This is a genomic window from Streptomyces sp. SLBN-118 (assembly GCF_006715635.1).
Classification (GTDB): domain Bacteria; phylum Actinomycetota; class Actinomycetes; order Streptomycetales; family Streptomycetaceae; genus Streptomyces.
Genome location: NZ_VFNP01000002.1, coordinates 1794451 through 1810867, shown reverse-complemented (window position 1 = coordinate 1810867; position 16417 = coordinate 1794451). Strand labels below are relative to the sequence as shown.

Genomic DNA, 16417 nt, shown 5'->3' with positions numbered 1-16417 from the left:
CACCCCGGAACGCTCCGCGGGCTTTCTTCCGGCGGCTCAGGGGTGATGCTTCGCCTCGCGCTCGCCCCCGGGCTCTCACCGTCCCCGGGTCGCTCATGGCTGCGTACGACGCTACTGGTCCCCATCCACGCCTTTCGCTGCGCCCAGTGTACGGGCCCCTTCGACGGGAGGCCGACCGGTTTTCACGGGGCCGTCCGCCGGGTCGTTCGCGAGCTGCGCGGTTGACCCGAATGCCTCCACGCGGACCGAAGGAGTCCGGCTGCCGCTTCCTGGCGGTTACGGGGCGGGGAGCTGGGCACAACGGATGCAGGTTCGCCTTGTCACGGGCCGGGGTGGGCTGGGCGGCGGCGTGGCCCGTTTGCCGCGGGGCCTGGGTCGATTTATCGTCCCAGCACGATTCGCGAGCAAGATCACAATATGTGAAGGGGCCGCGGCCATGGTGGCGAAGAAGACCGCCGGGAAGACGGGGTCCGCACGATCCACCGCCGCTGGAGCGGCGGCCAAGGATACGAGCGGGAAGAAGAGCACCGTGGCGAAGAAGGCCGCGGCAGGCAGTGGGAAGCAGGGCGCCAGGAAGACGTCGGCGAAGGCGCCGAAGAAGGCGTCGGCTGCCACGGCGACGGTGAGGAAGGTGTCGGCGGTCGCGGAGCCGGAGGCATCCGCCAGGAAGGTGGCCGCGGCCAAGGCCACCGCGAAGAAGGCCACTGCGACGCAGAAGGCGACCCCGACCAGGACGACGGCCACCAAGAAGTCCACGGCTGAGGCCGAGGCGAAGAAGGCTGCGGCCGAGAAGACGACCGCCAAGAAGGCTGCGGCCGAGAAGACGACCGCCAGGACGACTGCCAAGACAACTGCCAGGGCGAGCGCCAAAAAGGCGCCCGCCAAGAAGACGAGCGCGAAGAAGGCGACGGCCGTGGACGAGACGACGACCGCAGTGACGGCCGGGAAGCCTACGGCGAAGAAGGCGCCTGGGAAGAAGGCCGCGTCCAAGAAGACGGTGGCCAAGAAGGCCGTGGCCAAAAAGGCAACGAAGAAGGCCGCGCCCGCGGCCAAGGGGGCGGCCAAGGCCGCGAAGCAGACAGGAGCCAGCACGGTGCGAGCGAAGAAGACCGCGGGTGGGGCATCCGCCGCGGACACCAGCGCGGCAGCGCTGCCCACGGCCCGTACAGTGGCCGCGACACCGCCGGGTGAGCTCGCGGTACGACCCGGCGAGGACCCGTGGACCCCCGAGGAGGTCGCCGAGGCGCGCGCCGAGCTGGCGGGCGAGATGATCCGGCTGGCCAACGAGATCAGCACCTCGGAGGAGGCGCTGGTCGGGATGATGCGGGACTCCGGGGACGGCGCGGGTGACGACGACGCCGACACCGGGACGAAGAACATCACGCGCGAGCACGAGCTGGCGCTCGCCGCGAATGCGCGCGAGATGCTGGAGCAGACCGAGCGTGCGCTGCTGCGCCTCGACGCCGGGACGTACGGCCTCTGCGAGATCTGTGGGAAGCCCATCGGCAAGGCGCGGATGCAGGCGTTCCCGCGCGCGACGCTCTGCGTCGAGGACAAGCAGAAGCAGGAACGACGCGGCTAGGCCCGGCTGCGCCCCGCCAGGCCCTGTCCGGTCGCTCAGGCCGCTGGCCCGGCTGGATCCGCCGGCAGGGCCCGGAGCTCGGCCGGACCTGGCCTCGGCCCTCAGGCTCCGTACGTGTGTGCCGTACGCTCGTGCTCAGTCAGGCACCTAGGTTGAGGGACTCACGTGGCAGAGGCGGAGCGCATCATCGGTACGCCAGATGTTGACGGCGAGGCTGCGGCGCCCGCCGAGCAGCCCAAGGGCAGGCGCAAGATCGCCGTGCTCTTCGGGGTGGCGGTCGTGGCCTACCTGATCGACCTCGTCAGCAAGATGATCGTGGTGGCCAAGCTGGAGCACCACGAGCCGATCGAGGTCGTCGGCGATCTGCTGAAGTTCGAAGCGGTACGCAATCCCGGCGCCGCCTTCGGCATGGGCGAGGCCTTCACCGTGATCTTCACCTGCATCGCGGCGACCGTGATCATCGTGATTGCCCGGCTGGCGCGCAAGCTCTACAGCCTGCCGTGGGCGATCGCGCTCGGGCTGCTGCTCGGGGGCGCGCTCGGCAATCTCACCGACCGGATCTTCCGTTCCCCGGGCGTCTTCGAGGGCGCGGTCGTCGACTTCATCGCGCCCGCGCATTTCGCCGTCTTCAACCTCGCCGACTCCGCGATCGTCTGCGGCGGGTTCCTCATTGTGATCCTGTCCTTCAAGGGCCTGGACCCCGACGGGACCGTCCACAAGGACTGACAGGGCATACTCGACGGGTGAGTACAGTTCCCGAGATCCGCACCCTGCCCGTACCCGACGGCCTTGAGGGCGAGCGCGTCGACGCCGCCATCTCCCGGATGTTCGGGTTCTCCCGTACGAAAGCGGCCGACCTGGCAGCCGCCGGAAAGGTGCAGGTCGACGGCTCGGTGGTAGGAAAGTCCGAGCGGGTGCACGGCGGTGCGTGGCTCGAGGTCGAGATGCCGCAGGCGCCGGCGCCGGTGCAGATCGTGGCCGAGCCGGTCGAGGGCATGGAGATCGTGCATGACGACGAGGACATCGTCGTCATCGTGAAGCCGGTCGGCGTGGCCGCGCACCCGAGCCCCGGCTGGACCGGGACCACGGTCATCGGCGGCCTAGCGGCGGCGGGCTACCGGATCTCGACCTCGGGCGCAGCCGAGCGGCAGGGCATCGTGCACCGCCTCGACGTCGGTACGTCCGGACTGATGGTCGTCGCCAAGTCGGAGCGGGCGTACACCCTGCTGAAGGCGCAATTCCGCGACCGGGTCGTGGACAAGCGGTACCACGCTCTGGTCCAGGGCCACCCGGACCCGCTGAGCGGCACGATCGACGCACCCATCGGCCGGCACCCGAACCACGACTACAAGTGGGCCGTGACGGCCGACGGCAAGGCCTCCGTCACGCACTACGACCTCATCGAGGCCTTCCGGGCCGCCTCACTGCTGGACATCAAGCTGGAGACCGGTCGTACGCACCAGATCCGGGTGCACATGGCGGCGCACAAACACCCCTGCGTGGGCGATCTGACCTACGGCGCGGACCCGACGCTCGGGAAGCGGCTGGGGCTGACGAGGCAGTGGCTGCACGCCGTCCGCCTCGGCTTCGAGCACCCGTCGGACGGGCAGTGGGTCGAGTTCGAGAGCTCGTACCCGCAGGACCTGCAGGCGGCGCTGGACAAGATCACGGCGGAGAGTGAATGACCACCTACCAGGTGCGGGTGGCGGTCGGCCCGGCCGACCGTGAGGCCTGTTTCGCGGTCCGCAAGGAAGTCTTCGTCGTCGAGCAGTGTGTGCCGGAGGAGATCGAGTACGACGCCCTCGACGCCGAGGAGGCGGACACGGTGCATGTGCTGGCCGTCGGGGAGGGCGGGGTGCCACTCGGCACGGGACGTCTGCTCCACGGACCGGCCGCGGCGGACAGGACCGGCGGCGATGCCTCGGTGGGTTCGCTGGGACGGCTCGCGGTGACCCGGGCGGCGCGCGGGCTGGGCGTCGGGGTGGCTCTGGTACGGGCGATCGAGGATGCCGCGCGGGAGCGGGGGCTGGCGGCGGTGGATCTGCACGCGCAGACGCAGGCGCTGGGGTTCTACGAGCGGCTGGGGTACGTGGCGTACGGGGCGGAGTTCCTGGACGCGGGGATCGGTCACCGGTCGATGCGGCGCGGGCTGTAGCCTCTACCGCCCCAGGGCGCGAAGTCCCGCGCGCCGCGCGGGACTTCGCGCACAGCGCCTTGTTGTCAACCGCGGCCCGTGCGCGGCCGGTTGGTGCCGTCCTCGTCCGGCTCGTGCGGCTCGTCGGGCGGGGGGGACGAAGGGGACGAGTTGTCCCGCGGGGCGGGCGAGGTCGCGACGCGCGGGAGTGCGTAGGGATGCTTCTCCGACAGCCAGGCGATCATCTGCTCCCGTACCGTGCACCGCGCCGTCCAGAGGTCGTCCGCGTCCTTCGCCGTGACCACCGCGCGCACCTGGATCGTGGTCGGTGTGGTGTCGGTGACCGCGAGGCTCCAGTCCCGGCCGTCCCATGCCTCGCACTCGCCGAGGATGTCCTGCATCTTCTCGCGCATCAGACCCACGGGCGCCGAGTGGTCGAGATGAAAGAAGACCGTCCCGGTGATCTGGGCCCCGCCGCGCGACCAGTTCTCGAACGGTTTGCCGGTGAAGTACGACACCGGCATCGTTATCCGCCGCTCGTCCCAGGTGCGTACGGCGAGGAACGTGAGCGTGACCTCCTCGATCACACCCCACTCCCCGTCCACCACCACGGTGTCGCCGATCCGCACCATGTCGCCGAACGCGATCTGAAAGCCGGCGAAGAGATTGCCGAGCGTGGACTGTGCGGCGACACCGGCGACGATGCCGATGATGCCCGCGGAAGCCAGCATCGAGGCGCCGAGCTTCTCCATGCCGGGAAAGGTCAGCAGCATCGCGGCGATGGCCACCACGGTGACGACTGCGATGACGATCCGCATGATCAGCGTGACTTGCGTACGCACGCGCCGCACGCGGGCGGGATCGCGGGTGGAGGAGGCGTAACGGGCGTACGTGGACTCGACGACGGCGGAGACGATCCGCGTCACCAGCCAGGCCCCGGCGCCGATGAGCACCAGCGACAGCATATGACCGATGCCCGCTTCGTGGACCTCGATGGGCTGCCATCCGGTCTCCTGGAAGCTCCCCCGCAGCAGCGCGGTGAGCATCACGACCTGGAACGGCGGCCCGCAGCGGCGCAGCAGACCCCACAGCGGGGTCTCCGGGTGCCGGCCGTCCACCCGGCGCAGCAGCAGGTCGAGCCCCCAGCCGAGCAGCAGCGTGAGCATGACCGAGCCGCCAAGGACGGTCAACGGGCGCAGTGCGTTCTCCATGACTCCGAATGACTCCGGCATTGATGTGAACTGGCAGGATGTCCGAATGAACATCATGCTCTTCCATTCGGTCTACGGTCTGCGCCCGGCCGTTCTCGCCGCGGCCGACAGGTTGCGCGAAGCCGGGCACCAGGTTCACGTGCCCGACCTCTACGACGGCCAAACCGTCGATTCCGTGGAGGAGGGCAGGGAACTCAAGGACAAAATCGGCACGGACGAGTTGCTGCGCCGGGCGATCGCGGCCGCCGCGCCGTACTCGGACGAGGGGCTGGTGTACGCGGGCTTCTCGCTCGGTGGATCGATTGCGCAGAACCTCGCGATGGGCGATGAGAAGGCGCGCGGGCTGCTGCTTCTGCACGGCACGTCCGACATCGCCGAGGGCGCGAGCGTGGACGAACTGCCCGTACAGCTGCATGTCGCGGACCCCGACCCGTTCGAGCCTCACGACTGGCTGAGCGCCTGGTATCTGCAGATGCAGCGGGCGGGCGCGGATGTGGAGATCTACCGCTACCCGGGCGCCGGGCATCTGTACACGGACCCTGAACTGCCCGACTACGACGAGGCGTCGGCGGAGCAGACCTGGCGGGTGGCGCTGGGCTTCCTGGAGTCACTGCAACAGGACTAGGGAGGGTGCTGCCCGCCGCGGGGTGCGGCGGGCAGCCCGGCGTCAGCCCGCCCGGTAGGCGGTCCAGCTGTCCTTCATCCGCTGCACCTGGCCGGCGGTGAACTGGTACATGCAGGAGTCGTACGTGTAGTCCATGAAATTGTGGATCGGGTCGACGCCCGTCTTGTTGACGCAGGAGTCGCGGCCGGTCGGGCACTGGTACGCGGCGCTCTTCTCGGCCGGGGTGTCGGAGACGTAGTCGCCGTTGCCGTTACAGCCGCCCTGGAAGGTGTGGTAGAGCCCCATCCAGTGGCCGACCTCGTGGGTCGCGGTGTCCCCCTCGTCGTAGTTGGCGGCGGAGCCGCCTGGCAGCGAGGTGTCGAGGATGACGACACCGTCCATGCTCGGGCTTGAGTTGTACGAGCTCGGGAAGGTCGCCCAGCCGAGCAGGCCGCCGCCGAGGTTGGCGGTGTAGATGTTGAGGGCGCCCGCGCCGCCCCTGCGCAGCGCGGTCTTCATCGCCTTCTCGTTGGTCGAGCCCGAGGTCAGGTTGTACCAGGAGGCGTTGTCCGTGTAGTCCGTGGCGGCCAGCGAGAACTGGAACGAGGAGTCGGTGTTCCCGGTGCCCTGGCCTGCGTACGCGGCGTTGAGGACCGCCATCTGGTTGCTGACGTCGGTCGCGGTGAGCTTGCCGGTCGTTCCGCTGTGCACGACGTGGAAGTAGACGGGGATGTTGGTCGCCGCGGCCGCCGTGAACGCATCGCCGGTGGCGCGGGCCTTGTCGAGTCTCTTGCGCATGTCCGCGTCCATGGCCTTGGCCTGGGTGGCGGTCACTTCGTTGGGCTCGTTTGCGTGCTGGCTTCCGGGCCTGGCCTCACGGGCGTTGGCGGAAACGCTCGCGGTGTCGGCGCAGTTCTGCGCGGGGGCCTTGGCGGCGGCGACCCCTGCGGGTGCGGAGAGCGGGGACAGTACGAGAGTTCCGGCCATGACCGCGGTACTGATGAAACGGTTGCGCAAACGGGGAGATATTCGGGCAAGCGTGAGCACGTCGACTCCTAGCGGGGGGTGGGGCGAGGTGACTTCCTCGCCACTGCCGGGAGATTACGTGCGCATGCCAGACGTCAATGAGAATCGATCAAGCCCAATCAATCCGTAGATCAATTGGGGCATCGGGGCGAAATCTTTCAGCCAGGCCCAGACTTTGAGATGGGCTGGTAACACACGCGGTTACCAAGGCGGGTGGTGTGTCCGGATTCGGATGGCGAATTAACACCACCCGCCTGATGGCGTGATCTGTGTGTAACGGGGCGCCAAGTGGCTTGAAATCGATGGTCAGCGCACCGGCCGGTCGACCCGCTCGACGTGCTGGGTACCGGACAGGGTCCGGTAGGAGCGGGCCCACTTGGTGGTCGCGCCCTGCTGCGTCTTGTCGGAGATGACGTAGTAGTCCATCTGCGAGCGCTCGGCGGTGACATCCAGGACGCCGTAGCCGTGGTTGTCCATGTCGATCCACTTCACATGGCGGTTGGCCGCCTTGACCGCCGCGGAGGCGACCAGCGAGATGGTGCCGGGCGCGACATGGAGGATGTCGTCCAGGTTGTCGGAGGTCACCGACGTCACCACGAACTCGGTCGCGGCCGACTCCGACAGCGGATACGTCGCCGCCTTGACCGGCACGTCGTTCGCCCACGCCATGTGGATGTCGCCGGTGAGGAAGACCGTGTTCTTGATGCCGCGCCGGGTCAGGTGCCCGAGCAGCTCCTTGCGGTCGTCCGTGTAGCCGTCCCACTGGTCGACGTTGACGGCGAGGCCCTCCTTGGGCAGGCCCAGCAACTCCGCGATCGGCTCCAGGAGATAGGCCGGTACGGAGCCGAAGGCCACCGGCGAGATCATCACCGAGGTGCCCACCAGCTTCCAGGACGCGTCCGAAGCGGCCAGACCGGACTTCAGCCAGTCCAGCTGGGCGCGGCCGGTGATCGAGCGATCCGGGTCGTCCACGCCGCCGTTGCCGACCTTCGACTGCTGCGAGCGGAAGGAGCGCAGGTCCAGCAGATGCAGATCGGCGAGCTTGCCGAAGCGCAGTCGGCGGTAGACCGTGCCCTCGGTCGACGCGCGTACGGGCATCCACTCGAAGTACGCCTGGCGCGCGGCCGCGGCGCGTGCGGCCCAGTCGCCCTCGGTGCCCGGCGTGTGGTTCTCCGCGCCGCCCGACCAGGCGTCGTTGGCGAACTCGTGGTCGTCCCAGATCGCGATGACCGGGTGCGCGGCGTGCAGCGCCTGCAGGTCGGCGTCCGTCTTGTACGTGGCGTGCCGGGTGCGGTAGTCCGCGAGCGTGATGATCTCGTTCTTCGGCGAGTGCTGGCGTACGACGTACTTCGGCTCGGGGTAGCCGCCGGTGGCGTACTCGTAGATGTAGTCGCCGAGATGGAGGATCGCGTCGAGGTCGCTGCGGGCGGCGAGATGGCGGTACGCCGAGAAGTAGCCGGACTCCCAGTTGGCGCAGGAGACCACACCGAAGCGGACGCCCGGGGTCGAGGCATCGGTGGCGGGGGCGGTGCGGGTGCGTCCGACGGGGGAGACGCTGCCGTCGGCCGTGAAGCGGAAGTAATAGGCGGTGGCCTGGCGCAGGCCCCTTACATCCACCTTGACGGTGTGGTCCGAGGCGGCCTTCGAGGTCGTGGCGCCACGGGCGACGACCTTCGTGAAGGCATTGTCCTCCGCGACCTCCCAACTCACCGCGGTGTCCGGGCCCTTGCCGGAACCGGGCACGGCGTCCGGAGTGGGAGTGATGCGCGTCCACAGCAGCACGCCGTCGGGCAGCGGGTCCCCGGAAGCGATGCCGTGCAGGAACGCCGGGCCTTCGGCGGCGGAGGCCGAAGCGGCGGAGGCGGCGACCGCGAGGGCGGGCGCGGCGACGACAGCGGTGGCGGCAGCGGCCTTGACGACCGTGCGGCGACTGGGAGTTGAGGAGAGTCTACTGGTCACGGCCGATCAGACTACTGATCGGTAGCTCGAATGGAAGAGCGGATGCGAGGGGGATTGGGGAATGTTCGCCTGGTGGTTGGGGAGGGGTAACGGGGGTGTTGGCCGTAGTGGGGCGAAGGGGGTGTTTCCCTCGCCTCGTCCCATTCCTGAACCGGGGTCCCCTGTACTCCTGGGAGGTGCGGGCTACGCGGCGCAGGGGGACGGGGTGCGGGGCGGTGCGGTGCGCCTGCGGCGGGCGTTGCCCCTCTGCCCGCTCTCGCCTTACAGCCTTGCGGCCGTAGGAGGTACCCCATCCCGCCAGGACATTTTGCGGCTCCGCCGCATCGGGCCCCCAGACCCCTGGACGCGACCTTCGGCCGCATGTCCTCAAACCTCGGACGGGCTGAACTTCAGGCCCGAGGCGGTCTCCCCCGGACGAGGTCTGGGGGGACGGGCGGTGCGTGACCGGCGCGGGCTTCGCAGCGTGAGCGCTCATTCACGGGCGCGAGGGCGTGTTTTGGAAGTGGCGCCGTATGCCCGCGGGGTGGGTCCGGCGTCTGCTGCGGGCAATCGCAAGGCGGAGGATCCCCCCGGTACAGGGCGTACTCGGGCAACTGGCGACGACACCGCAGGGGGGCTCCTGCCGTGCCCGAAGGGCTACGCGGGAGTGCGTGCCAGACGGCGCGGGGCAGGCGAGACCCCTGAAACACGCCCCAGTTACGCGGCCAGGCGCCGCGAACACCCGCTCCGGAACGGGTTCGGGGCCGGCGCCAACCGGCCGCCGGCCCCCAACCGAGCCCCGCTCAGCCCTGAAGCGCCTTCGCGATCGCCGCGTTGTACTGCTCCACCGTCATCGGCGGGCTGTCCGATCCCTCCGCCGTGACCTTCTTGCCGTTCATCTTCAGCGTCGGCGTGCCCCCGACCCCGCTCTTGTTGAACGTGTCCGACATCTTCATCGCCCACGCGTCGAACGTCCCGTCCTCCACGTTCTTCTTGAACTCGCTGTTTCCCTTCAGCGCGGGCACAGTCTCGGCGATCTTGAGCAGGTAGGAGTCCTTCGAGAACTTGTCGTCCGTCTCCTCCGGGTGGAACGCCTTCGAGTACAGCGCCGTCTTGTACTCGGCAAACGCCTCCGGGCTCACATTCAGCGCCGCCCCCAGGGCGCTCAGCGCGTTCTTCGAGCCCTCGCCGTTGATCGACTTATTGCCGTCGATGAAGGTCGCGCCGATGTACTTGATCTTGTACTTTCCGGCGTCGATGTCCTTCTTCACCGTCGGGCCGACGGCCTGCTCGAAGCTCGCGCAGACCGGGCAGCGCGAGTCCTCGTACAGCTCCAGCGTCTTCTTCGCGGACGCCTTGCCGAGGACGACGGTCGTGCCGTTCTCGCCCGAGGTGTTCTTCGGCGCGGTGATGTTCTTCGCGTCCGTCACCGACTCCCAGTGCGTCGGCTTGTTGGACTGCATGATCGCGTAACCGACACCGCCGGCGATCGCGAGGACCAGGATCGTCGAGCCGATGACGACGAACTGGCGGCGGGTCTTTTCCTTCTTGGCCTGGCGCTCTCGCTCCTGGCGCAGCCGCTCGCGGGCTGCCGCCTTGTTGGCCTGGCTGTTACGTGCACTCATACTGATTCACTCCGTTTGACATGGAAAAGGGGGGACTGCGTGCTCAGGCGAAGACTGCTGCCGAGCGCGGAGGTCCCCGTCGTCCGACGGAGTGCACCAGCAGGCGGGTGCGGGAGGTGCCGGGGCGGAGCGCCGGCCGTACGGCGCGGCGCAGGGACCGGTCTGCCGTGACCACCACCGCCCCCGCCAGCAGCAGCGGCCGGAACGCGAACCCGCCCACCGCCCGTACGAGCCCGGCCAGCGCGGACTCGCCGCGCCGCAGCCAGGCCGCTGCCAGCAGTCCGACCGACAGATGCGCGGCGAGCAGCAGCCAGGGCAGGGCCGGGTTGGCGGAGTGCAGCATGGCCGCCGCAGCGCCGTGGTCGGGGCCGCCGACACCGGGCAGCGCTGTGCCGACACTGCTTCCGCAGAGCACATCGAAGCCCACCGAGCGCAGCGACCCGGCGACCGGGCCCCCGCCGGGGCCGTAACAGACGTCCTGACCGGTGGTGAAGACGGTGTCCGCGGCCAGTTCCAGCGGGAGGAGCAGACTCGCGATCCGCCAGTAGCCGCGCTCCCGGCCGGAGAGGGCGTACGCGACAGCGAAGACGCCCGCCGAAAGTCCGGCGACGGTGGTGAGCGGAAGCGGAACCCGGGAGAGCAGCACATGGGACGCCGCGGACAGCGTCACGACCAGTGCCGTGAAGATCGCCGCCCGCAGCGCCCTGAGCTGCATCCCTGATACGTCCATCACCGGGAGTGTCCCATGCGTCCCTGTGAGGGACTCCTAAAGGACGACCTGCAGTCCCGGAATGCGACCGTTGCGGAAGAGGTCCACGAAGATCTGGTGGTCCGCCCGCGCCCGTGCGCCGTAGCTGTGCGCGAATTCGACCAGCAGCTGGGGGAAGCCCTCCTCGTCCGCCGCGATCGCCGCGTCGATGGCCCGCTCCGTCGAGAACGGCACCAGCGAGTGGCCGCTCTCGTAGTCCGCCGCGCCGTGCATCGTCGCCGTCGCCCGGCCGAGGTCGCCGACGACCGCCGCGATCTCCTCGGGGTCGTCGATGTCCGACCAGTCCAGGTCCACCGCGTACGGGGACACCTCGGCCACGAGCTGACCGGCGCCGTCCAGTTCGGTCCAGCCCAGCCACGGGTCGGCGTGGTCCTGGAGCGCGCGCTGCGAGATCACCGTGCGGTGGCCCTCGTGCTGGAAGTACTCCCGCACGCTCGCGTCGGTGATGTGGCGGGAGACCGCGGGAGTCTGCGCCTGCTTCATATAGATCACGACGTCGTTCTCGAGGGCGTCGCTGTTGCCCTCCAGCAGGATGTTGTAGGAGGGCAGGCCCGCGGATCCGATGCCGATGCCGCGCCGGCCCACGACATCCTTGACGCGGTACGAGTCGGGCCGGGTCAGGCTGGACTCGGGCAGCGTCTCCAGGTAGCCGTCGAAGGCCGCGAGCACCTTGTAGCGGGTGGCCGCGTCGAGCTCGATCGAGCCGCCGCCCGGCGCGAACCGGCGCTCGAAGTCACGGATCTCGGTCATCGAGTCGAGCAGCGAGAAGCGGGTCAGCGAGCGGGCGTCGCGCAGGGCGTCCAGGAGCGGGCCCTCGGCGGTGTCCAGCGTGAACGGGGGCACCTCGTCGTTCTTGGCGCCGGTGGCCAGGGCGTGGATGCGCTCGCGGTAGGCGGCGGCGAAGACCAGCACCAGCTCGGTGATCTGCTCGTCGCTGAGCGCCTTGGTGTAGCCGATCAGCGCCAGCGACGCGGCCAGCCGCTTGAGGTCCCACGTGAAGGGGCCGACGTACGCCTCGTCGAAGTCGTTGACGTTGAAGATCAGCCGTCCGTTGGCGTCCATGTACGTGCCGAAGTTCTCGGCGTGCAGATCGCCGTGGATCCACACCCGGCCGGTGCGGTCGTCGAGGAACGGGCCGCCGTGCTGCTCCCGCTCCAGGTCGTTGTAGAAGAGGCAGGCGGTGCCCCGGTAGAACGCGAACGCCGACGCGGCCATCTTCCGGAACTTCACCCGGAAGGCAGCGGGGTCGGCCGCCAGCAGCTGGCCGAAGGCGGTCTCGAAGACGGCGAGAATCTGCTCGCCGCGCTCTTCAGCTGTGACCTCGGCGGATCGCGGTACCGACATCGCTTGGTGCCTCCTGGTGCATGACAAAAGGGACGGGGTTCCGTCTCCTCCAACGGATGACCGTACTCGGGAGTGCCCGCCGACTGTCAGTGCCAGGACGTAGACTTCCACGCTGTTCCCCCAGACTGCCCGCAGCCTGTCACCGACCGTTTCTCCGGAGGCATTCCACCGTGACCAAGCCGCCTTTCACGCACCTTCACGTCCACACCCAGTACTCCCTGCTGGACGGTGCCGCGCGGCTCAAGGACATGTTCGAGGCCTGCAACGAGATGGGCATGACGCACATCGCCATGACCGACCATGGCAACCTCCACGGGGCGTACGACTTCTTCCACTCGGCGACCAAGGCGGGCGTCACGCCCATCATCGGTATCGAGGCGTATGTCGCCCCCGAATCCCGGCGCAACAAGCGGAAGATCCAGTGGGGTCAGCCCCATCAGAAGCGGGATGACGTCTCCGGTTCGGGTGGTTACACCCACAAGACGATCTGGGCGGCGAACAGGTCCGGTCTGCACAATCTGTTCCGCCTCTCCTCGGACGCGTATGCCGAGGGCTGGCTCCAGAAGTGGCCCCGCATGGACAAGGAGACCATCGCCCAGTGGTCCGAGGGGCTCATCGCCTCCACCGGCTGCCCCTCCGGCGAGCTCCAGACCCGGCTGCGCCTCGGCCAGTTCGACGAGGCGCTGAAGGCAGCGTCCGAGTACCAGGACATCTTCGGCAAGGACCGCTACTTCCTGGAACTGATGGACCACGGCATCGAGATCGAGCACCGGGTCCGCGACGGCCTGCTGGAGATCGGCAAGAAGCTCGGCATCCCGCCGATCGTCACCAACGACTCGCACTACACCTACGCCCACGAGGCCACGGCCCACGACGCGCTGCTGTGCATCCAGACCGGCAAGAACCTCTCGGACCCGGACCGCTTCCGCTTCGACGGCACCGGCTACTACCTGAAGTCCACCGACGAGATGTACGCCGTGGACTCCTCGGACGCCTGGCAGGAGGGCTGCCGCAACACCCTCCTGGTCGCCGAGCAGATCGACACCACCGGGATGTTCGAGAAGCGCGACCTCATGCCGAAGTTCGAGATCCCCGAAGAGGGCTACACCGAGGTCACCTGGTTCAAGGAGGAAGTGCGGCGCGGCATGAACCGCCGCTATCCCGCCGGTGTCCCCGATGACCGCCAGAAGCAGGCGGACTACGAGATGGACATCATCATCCAGATGGGGTTCCCCGGTTACTTCCTCGTGGTCGCCGACTTCATCATGTGGGCCAAGAAGAACGGGATCGCGGTGGGCCCCGGCCGAGGCTCCGCGGCAGGCTCGATCGTCGCGTACGCCATGGGCATCACCGACCTCGACCCGATCACCCACGGCCTGATCTTCGAGCGGTTCCTCAACCCCGAGCGCGTCTCCATGCCGGATGTCGACATCGACTTCGACGAGCGCAGGCGCGTCGAAGTGATCAGGTACGTGACCGAGAAGTACGGCTCCGACAAGGTCGCCATGATCGGCACATACGGCAAGATCAAGGCCAAGAACGCGATCAAGGACTCGGCACGTGTCCTCGGCTACCCGTACGCCATGGGCGACCGGCTCACCAAGGCGATGCCCGCCGATGTCCTCGGCAAGGGCATCGACCTCAGCGGCATCACCGACCCGAAGCACCCGCGCTACAGCGAGGCCGGCGAGATCCGTGGGATGTACGAGAACGAGCCGGACGTCAAGAAGGTCATCGACACCGCCAAGGGCGTCGAGGGCCTGGTCCGGCAGATGGGTGTGCACGCGGCCGGCGTGATCATGTCGAGCGAGCCGATCGTCGACCACGCCCCGGTCTGGGTGCGCCACACCGACGGTGTGACCATCACGCAGTGGGACTACCCGCAGTGCGAGTCGCTCGGCCTGCTCAAGATGGACTTCCTGGGCCTGCGCAACCTCACGATCATGGACGACGCCGTCAAGATGGTGGAGGCCAACAAGGGCGTCAAGCTGGAGATGCTCGACCTCCCGCTGGACGACCCCAAGACCTTCGAGCTGCTCTGCCGCGGTGACACGCTCGGTGTGTTCCAGTTCGACGGCGGCCCGATGCGTTCGCTGCTGCGCCAGATGCAGCCCGACAACTTCGAGGACATTTCCGCCGTCTCGGCCCTGTACCGGCCGGGCCCGATGGGCATGAATTCGCACACAAACTATGCGGAGCGCAAGAACGGCCGCCAGGAGATCACGCCGATCCACCCGGAGCTCGAAGAGCCCCTGAAGGAGACGCTCGGCCTCACCTACGGCCTGATCGTCTATCAGGAGCAGGTGCAGAAGGCCGCCCAGATCGTCGCCGGGTACTCGCTCGGCGAGGCCGACATTCTGCGCCGCGTGATGGGCAAGAAGAAGCCCGAAGAGCTGGCGAAGAACTTCGGCATCTTCCAGGCGGGCGCCCGCAAGAACGGCTTCAGCGACGCGGCGATCCAGGCCCTGTGGGACGTGCTGGTCCCCTTCGCCGGATACGCCTTCAACAAGGCGCACTCCTCCGCGTACGGCCTGGTCACCTACTGGACCGCCTATCTCAAGGCGAACTACCCGGCCGAGTACATGGCCGCGCTGCTCACCTCGGTGAAGGACGACAAGGACAAGTCCGCGGTCTATCTGAACGAGTGCCGCCGCATGGGCATCAAGGTGCTTCCGCCCAATGTGAACGAGTCGCAGTCGAACTTCGCGGCCCAGGGCGACGACGTGATCCTCTTCGGTCTCTCCGCCGTGCGCAACGTCGGGACGAACGTGGTCGACTCGATCATCCGCTGCCGCAAGTCCAAGGGGAAGTACAGCACCTTCCCCGACTTCCTCGACAAGGTCGAGGCCGTGGTCTGCAATAAGCGGACCGTCGAGTCGCTCATCAAGGCCGGCGCCTTCGACGAGATGGGCCACACCCGCAAGGGACTGGTCGCCCACCACGAACCCATGATCGACAACGTGGTCGCGGTCAAGCGCAAGGAGGCCGAGGGCCAGTTCGACCTGTTCGGCGGGATGGGCGACGAGGCAACCGACGAGCCGGGCTTCGGGCTCGACGTCGAGTTCTCCGACATCGAGTGGGACAAGTCCTATCTGCTCGCGCAGGAGCGCGAGATGCTCGGTCTCTATGTCTCCGACCATCCGCTCTTCGGCATCGAACATGTGCTGAGCGACAAGACGGACGCCGCGATCTCCCAGCTCACCGGCGGTGAGCACGCGGACGGCGCGGTGGTCACCATCGGCGGCATCATCTCCGGCCTGCAGCGCAAGATGACCAAGCAGGGCAATGCCTGGGCGATCGCCACGGTCGAGGATCTGGCGGGCTCCATCGAGTGCATGTTCTTCCCGGCGACGTATCAGCTGGTGTCGACCCAACTCGTCGAGGACACTGTGGTCTTCGTCAAGGGGCGGCTCGACAAGCGCGAGGACATCCCCCGGCTCGTCGCCATGGAGCTGATGGTCCCCGACCTCTCCTCGGCCGGGACCAACGCTCCCGTGGTGGTCACCATCCCGACGGTGAAGGTCACCCCGCCGATGGTCAGCAGGCTCGGCGAGATCCTCAGCCACCACAAGGGCAACACCGAGGTGCGGATCAAGCTTCAGGGTCCCCGCAAGACGACGGTGCTCCGGCTCGACCGGCACCGCGTGCAGCCGGACCCGGCGCTCTTCGGGGATCTCAAGGTGCTGCTCGGCCCGTCCTGCCTGGCCGGGTAGGCCCGTCCTGCCCACCGCCACCGCCCACGCCTTGGCCATACGCAAAGGGGCGCGTCCGTCGTCACGGGCGCGCCCCTTGTGGCTTTACGGCAGATCAGTTGTGCCCGAAGCGCCGCTGGTGCTTACGCGCGACATCGGCGGGGCTGCCCTGCGCCTGCGACTGGGGCTGCGCATGCGACTCGTACGCGGTCGACTTGGCCTGCTCGCCTCCGCGCTCGGCGGCCGAGGCGCGGTCCTGTTGACCGCCCTGCTTGCGATTCTTGTTCTTGGCCATGGTGATACCTCCTGGGGGGGATCTCGGGGCCAGGGCCGCGATCAGATTCACATACCAGACTAACCGTCGCATTTTGGATCACTACGGTGCGTAAAGGGCGTTGCCCTGGCGCGGGTCCGGGATACGCCACGCCGATGATCGAGTTCCGGCCGTTAACCCTCCCGTGGTCGGGCAGACTCGAAGGAAACCCGGAACAA

Annotated in this window: 13 protein-coding genes; 6 read left to right on the top strand and 7 right to left on the bottom strand. The window is 68.2% G+C overall.

Annotated elements, in window-relative coordinates; all coding sequences use genetic code 11:
* The first annotated feature begins 436 nt into the window (after window positions 1–436).
* From FBY35_RS26910 to FBY35_RS26895, 4 genes are all read left to right on the top strand, one after another.
* A complete protein-coding gene (locus FBY35_RS26910; protein ID WP_142216556.1) occupies window positions 437–1582 on the top strand; it encodes a TraR/DksA C4-type zinc finger protein in 1146 nt (381 codons plus the stop codon).
* 165 nt (window positions 1583–1747) lie between these two features.
* Window positions 1748–2308 carry a signal peptidase II gene (gene lspA, locus FBY35_RS26905; protein WP_142216555.1) on the top strand — a complete coding sequence of 187 codons (561 nt, stop codon included), beginning with the start codon at window positions 1748–1750 and terminating at the stop codon, window positions 2306–2308.
* Between the two features lie 17 nt (window positions 2309–2325).
* Window positions 2326–3267 (top strand): RluA family pseudouridine synthase, encoded by a 942-nt coding sequence (locus tag FBY35_RS26900; RefSeq protein WP_142216554.1) that lies wholly within the window; start codon window positions 2326–2328, stop codon window positions 3265–3267.
* On the top strand, window positions 3264–3737 hold the full coding sequence (locus FBY35_RS26895; protein ID WP_142216553.1) for a GNAT family N-acetyltransferase: 474 nt from the start codon (window positions 3264–3266) through the stop codon (window positions 3735–3737). Before FBY35_RS26900 ends, FBY35_RS26895 begins: the two co-directional genes overlap by 4 nt.
* A 65-nt stretch (window positions 3738–3802) precedes the next feature.
* Here FBY35_RS26895 and FBY35_RS26890 read toward each other — a convergent pair whose 3' ends face one another.
* Window positions 3803–4927, bottom strand: a complete 1125-nt coding sequence (locus FBY35_RS26890) for a mechanosensitive ion channel family protein (protein ID WP_142216552.1) — start codon at window positions 4925–4927, stop codon at window positions 3803–3805.
* 46 nt (window positions 4928–4973) lie between these two features.
* Between FBY35_RS26890 and FBY35_RS26885 the strand changes: the two genes are divergently transcribed.
* Window positions 4974–5552: a dienelactone hydrolase family protein gene (locus tag FBY35_RS26885; protein WP_142216551.1), complete on the top strand. Its 579-nt coding sequence runs from the start codon at window positions 4974–4976 to the stop codon at window positions 5550–5552.
* Between the two features lie 42 nt (window positions 5553–5594).
* On the opposite strand, the gene FBY35_RS26880 is transcribed toward FBY35_RS26885, so the two are convergent.
* From FBY35_RS26880 to FBY35_RS26860, 5 genes are all read right to left on the bottom strand, one after another.
* Window positions 5595–6518 (bottom strand): zinc metalloprotease, encoded by a 924-nt coding sequence (locus tag FBY35_RS26880; RefSeq protein WP_142216550.1) that lies wholly within the window; start codon window positions 6516–6518, stop codon window positions 5595–5597.
* A 345-nt stretch (window positions 6519–6863) separates the two neighbouring features.
* Window positions 6864–8516, bottom strand: a complete 1653-nt coding sequence (locus tag FBY35_RS26875) for an alkaline phosphatase (protein WP_142216549.1) — start codon at window positions 8514–8516, stop codon at window positions 6864–6866.
* A 782-nt stretch (window positions 8517–9298) separates the two neighbouring features.
* Complete coding sequence (locus FBY35_RS26870; protein ID WP_142216548.1) at window positions 9299–10120, bottom strand: DsbA family protein; 822 nt, start codon at window positions 10118–10120, stop codon at window positions 9299–9301.
* 43 nt (window positions 10121–10163) lie between these two features.
* Entirely contained in the window at window positions 10164–10850 is a 687-nt protein-coding gene (locus FBY35_RS26865) for a hypothetical protein (RefSeq protein ID WP_142216547.1), read from the bottom strand.
* A gap of 36 nt (window positions 10851–10886) precedes the next feature.
* A complete protein-coding gene (locus FBY35_RS26860) occupies window positions 10887–12233 on the bottom strand; it encodes a DUF2252 domain-containing protein (protein WP_142216546.1) in 1347 nt (448 codons plus the stop codon).
* 170 nt (window positions 12234–12403) lie between these two features.
* Here FBY35_RS26860 and dnaE point away from each other — a divergent pair, with 170 nt between their 5' ends.
* Complete coding sequence (gene dnaE / locus FBY35_RS26855) at window positions 12404–15946, top strand: DNA polymerase III subunit alpha (protein WP_142216545.1); 3543 nt, start codon at window positions 12404–12406, stop codon at window positions 15944–15946.
* A gap of 94 nt (window positions 15947–16040) precedes the next feature.
* On the opposite strand, the gene FBY35_RS26850 is transcribed toward dnaE, so the two are convergent.
* Complete coding sequence (locus FBY35_RS26850) at window positions 16041–16220, bottom strand: hypothetical protein (protein ID WP_142218185.1); 180 nt, start codon at window positions 16218–16220, stop codon at window positions 16041–16043.
* Window positions 16221–16417: the final 197 nt, after the last annotated feature.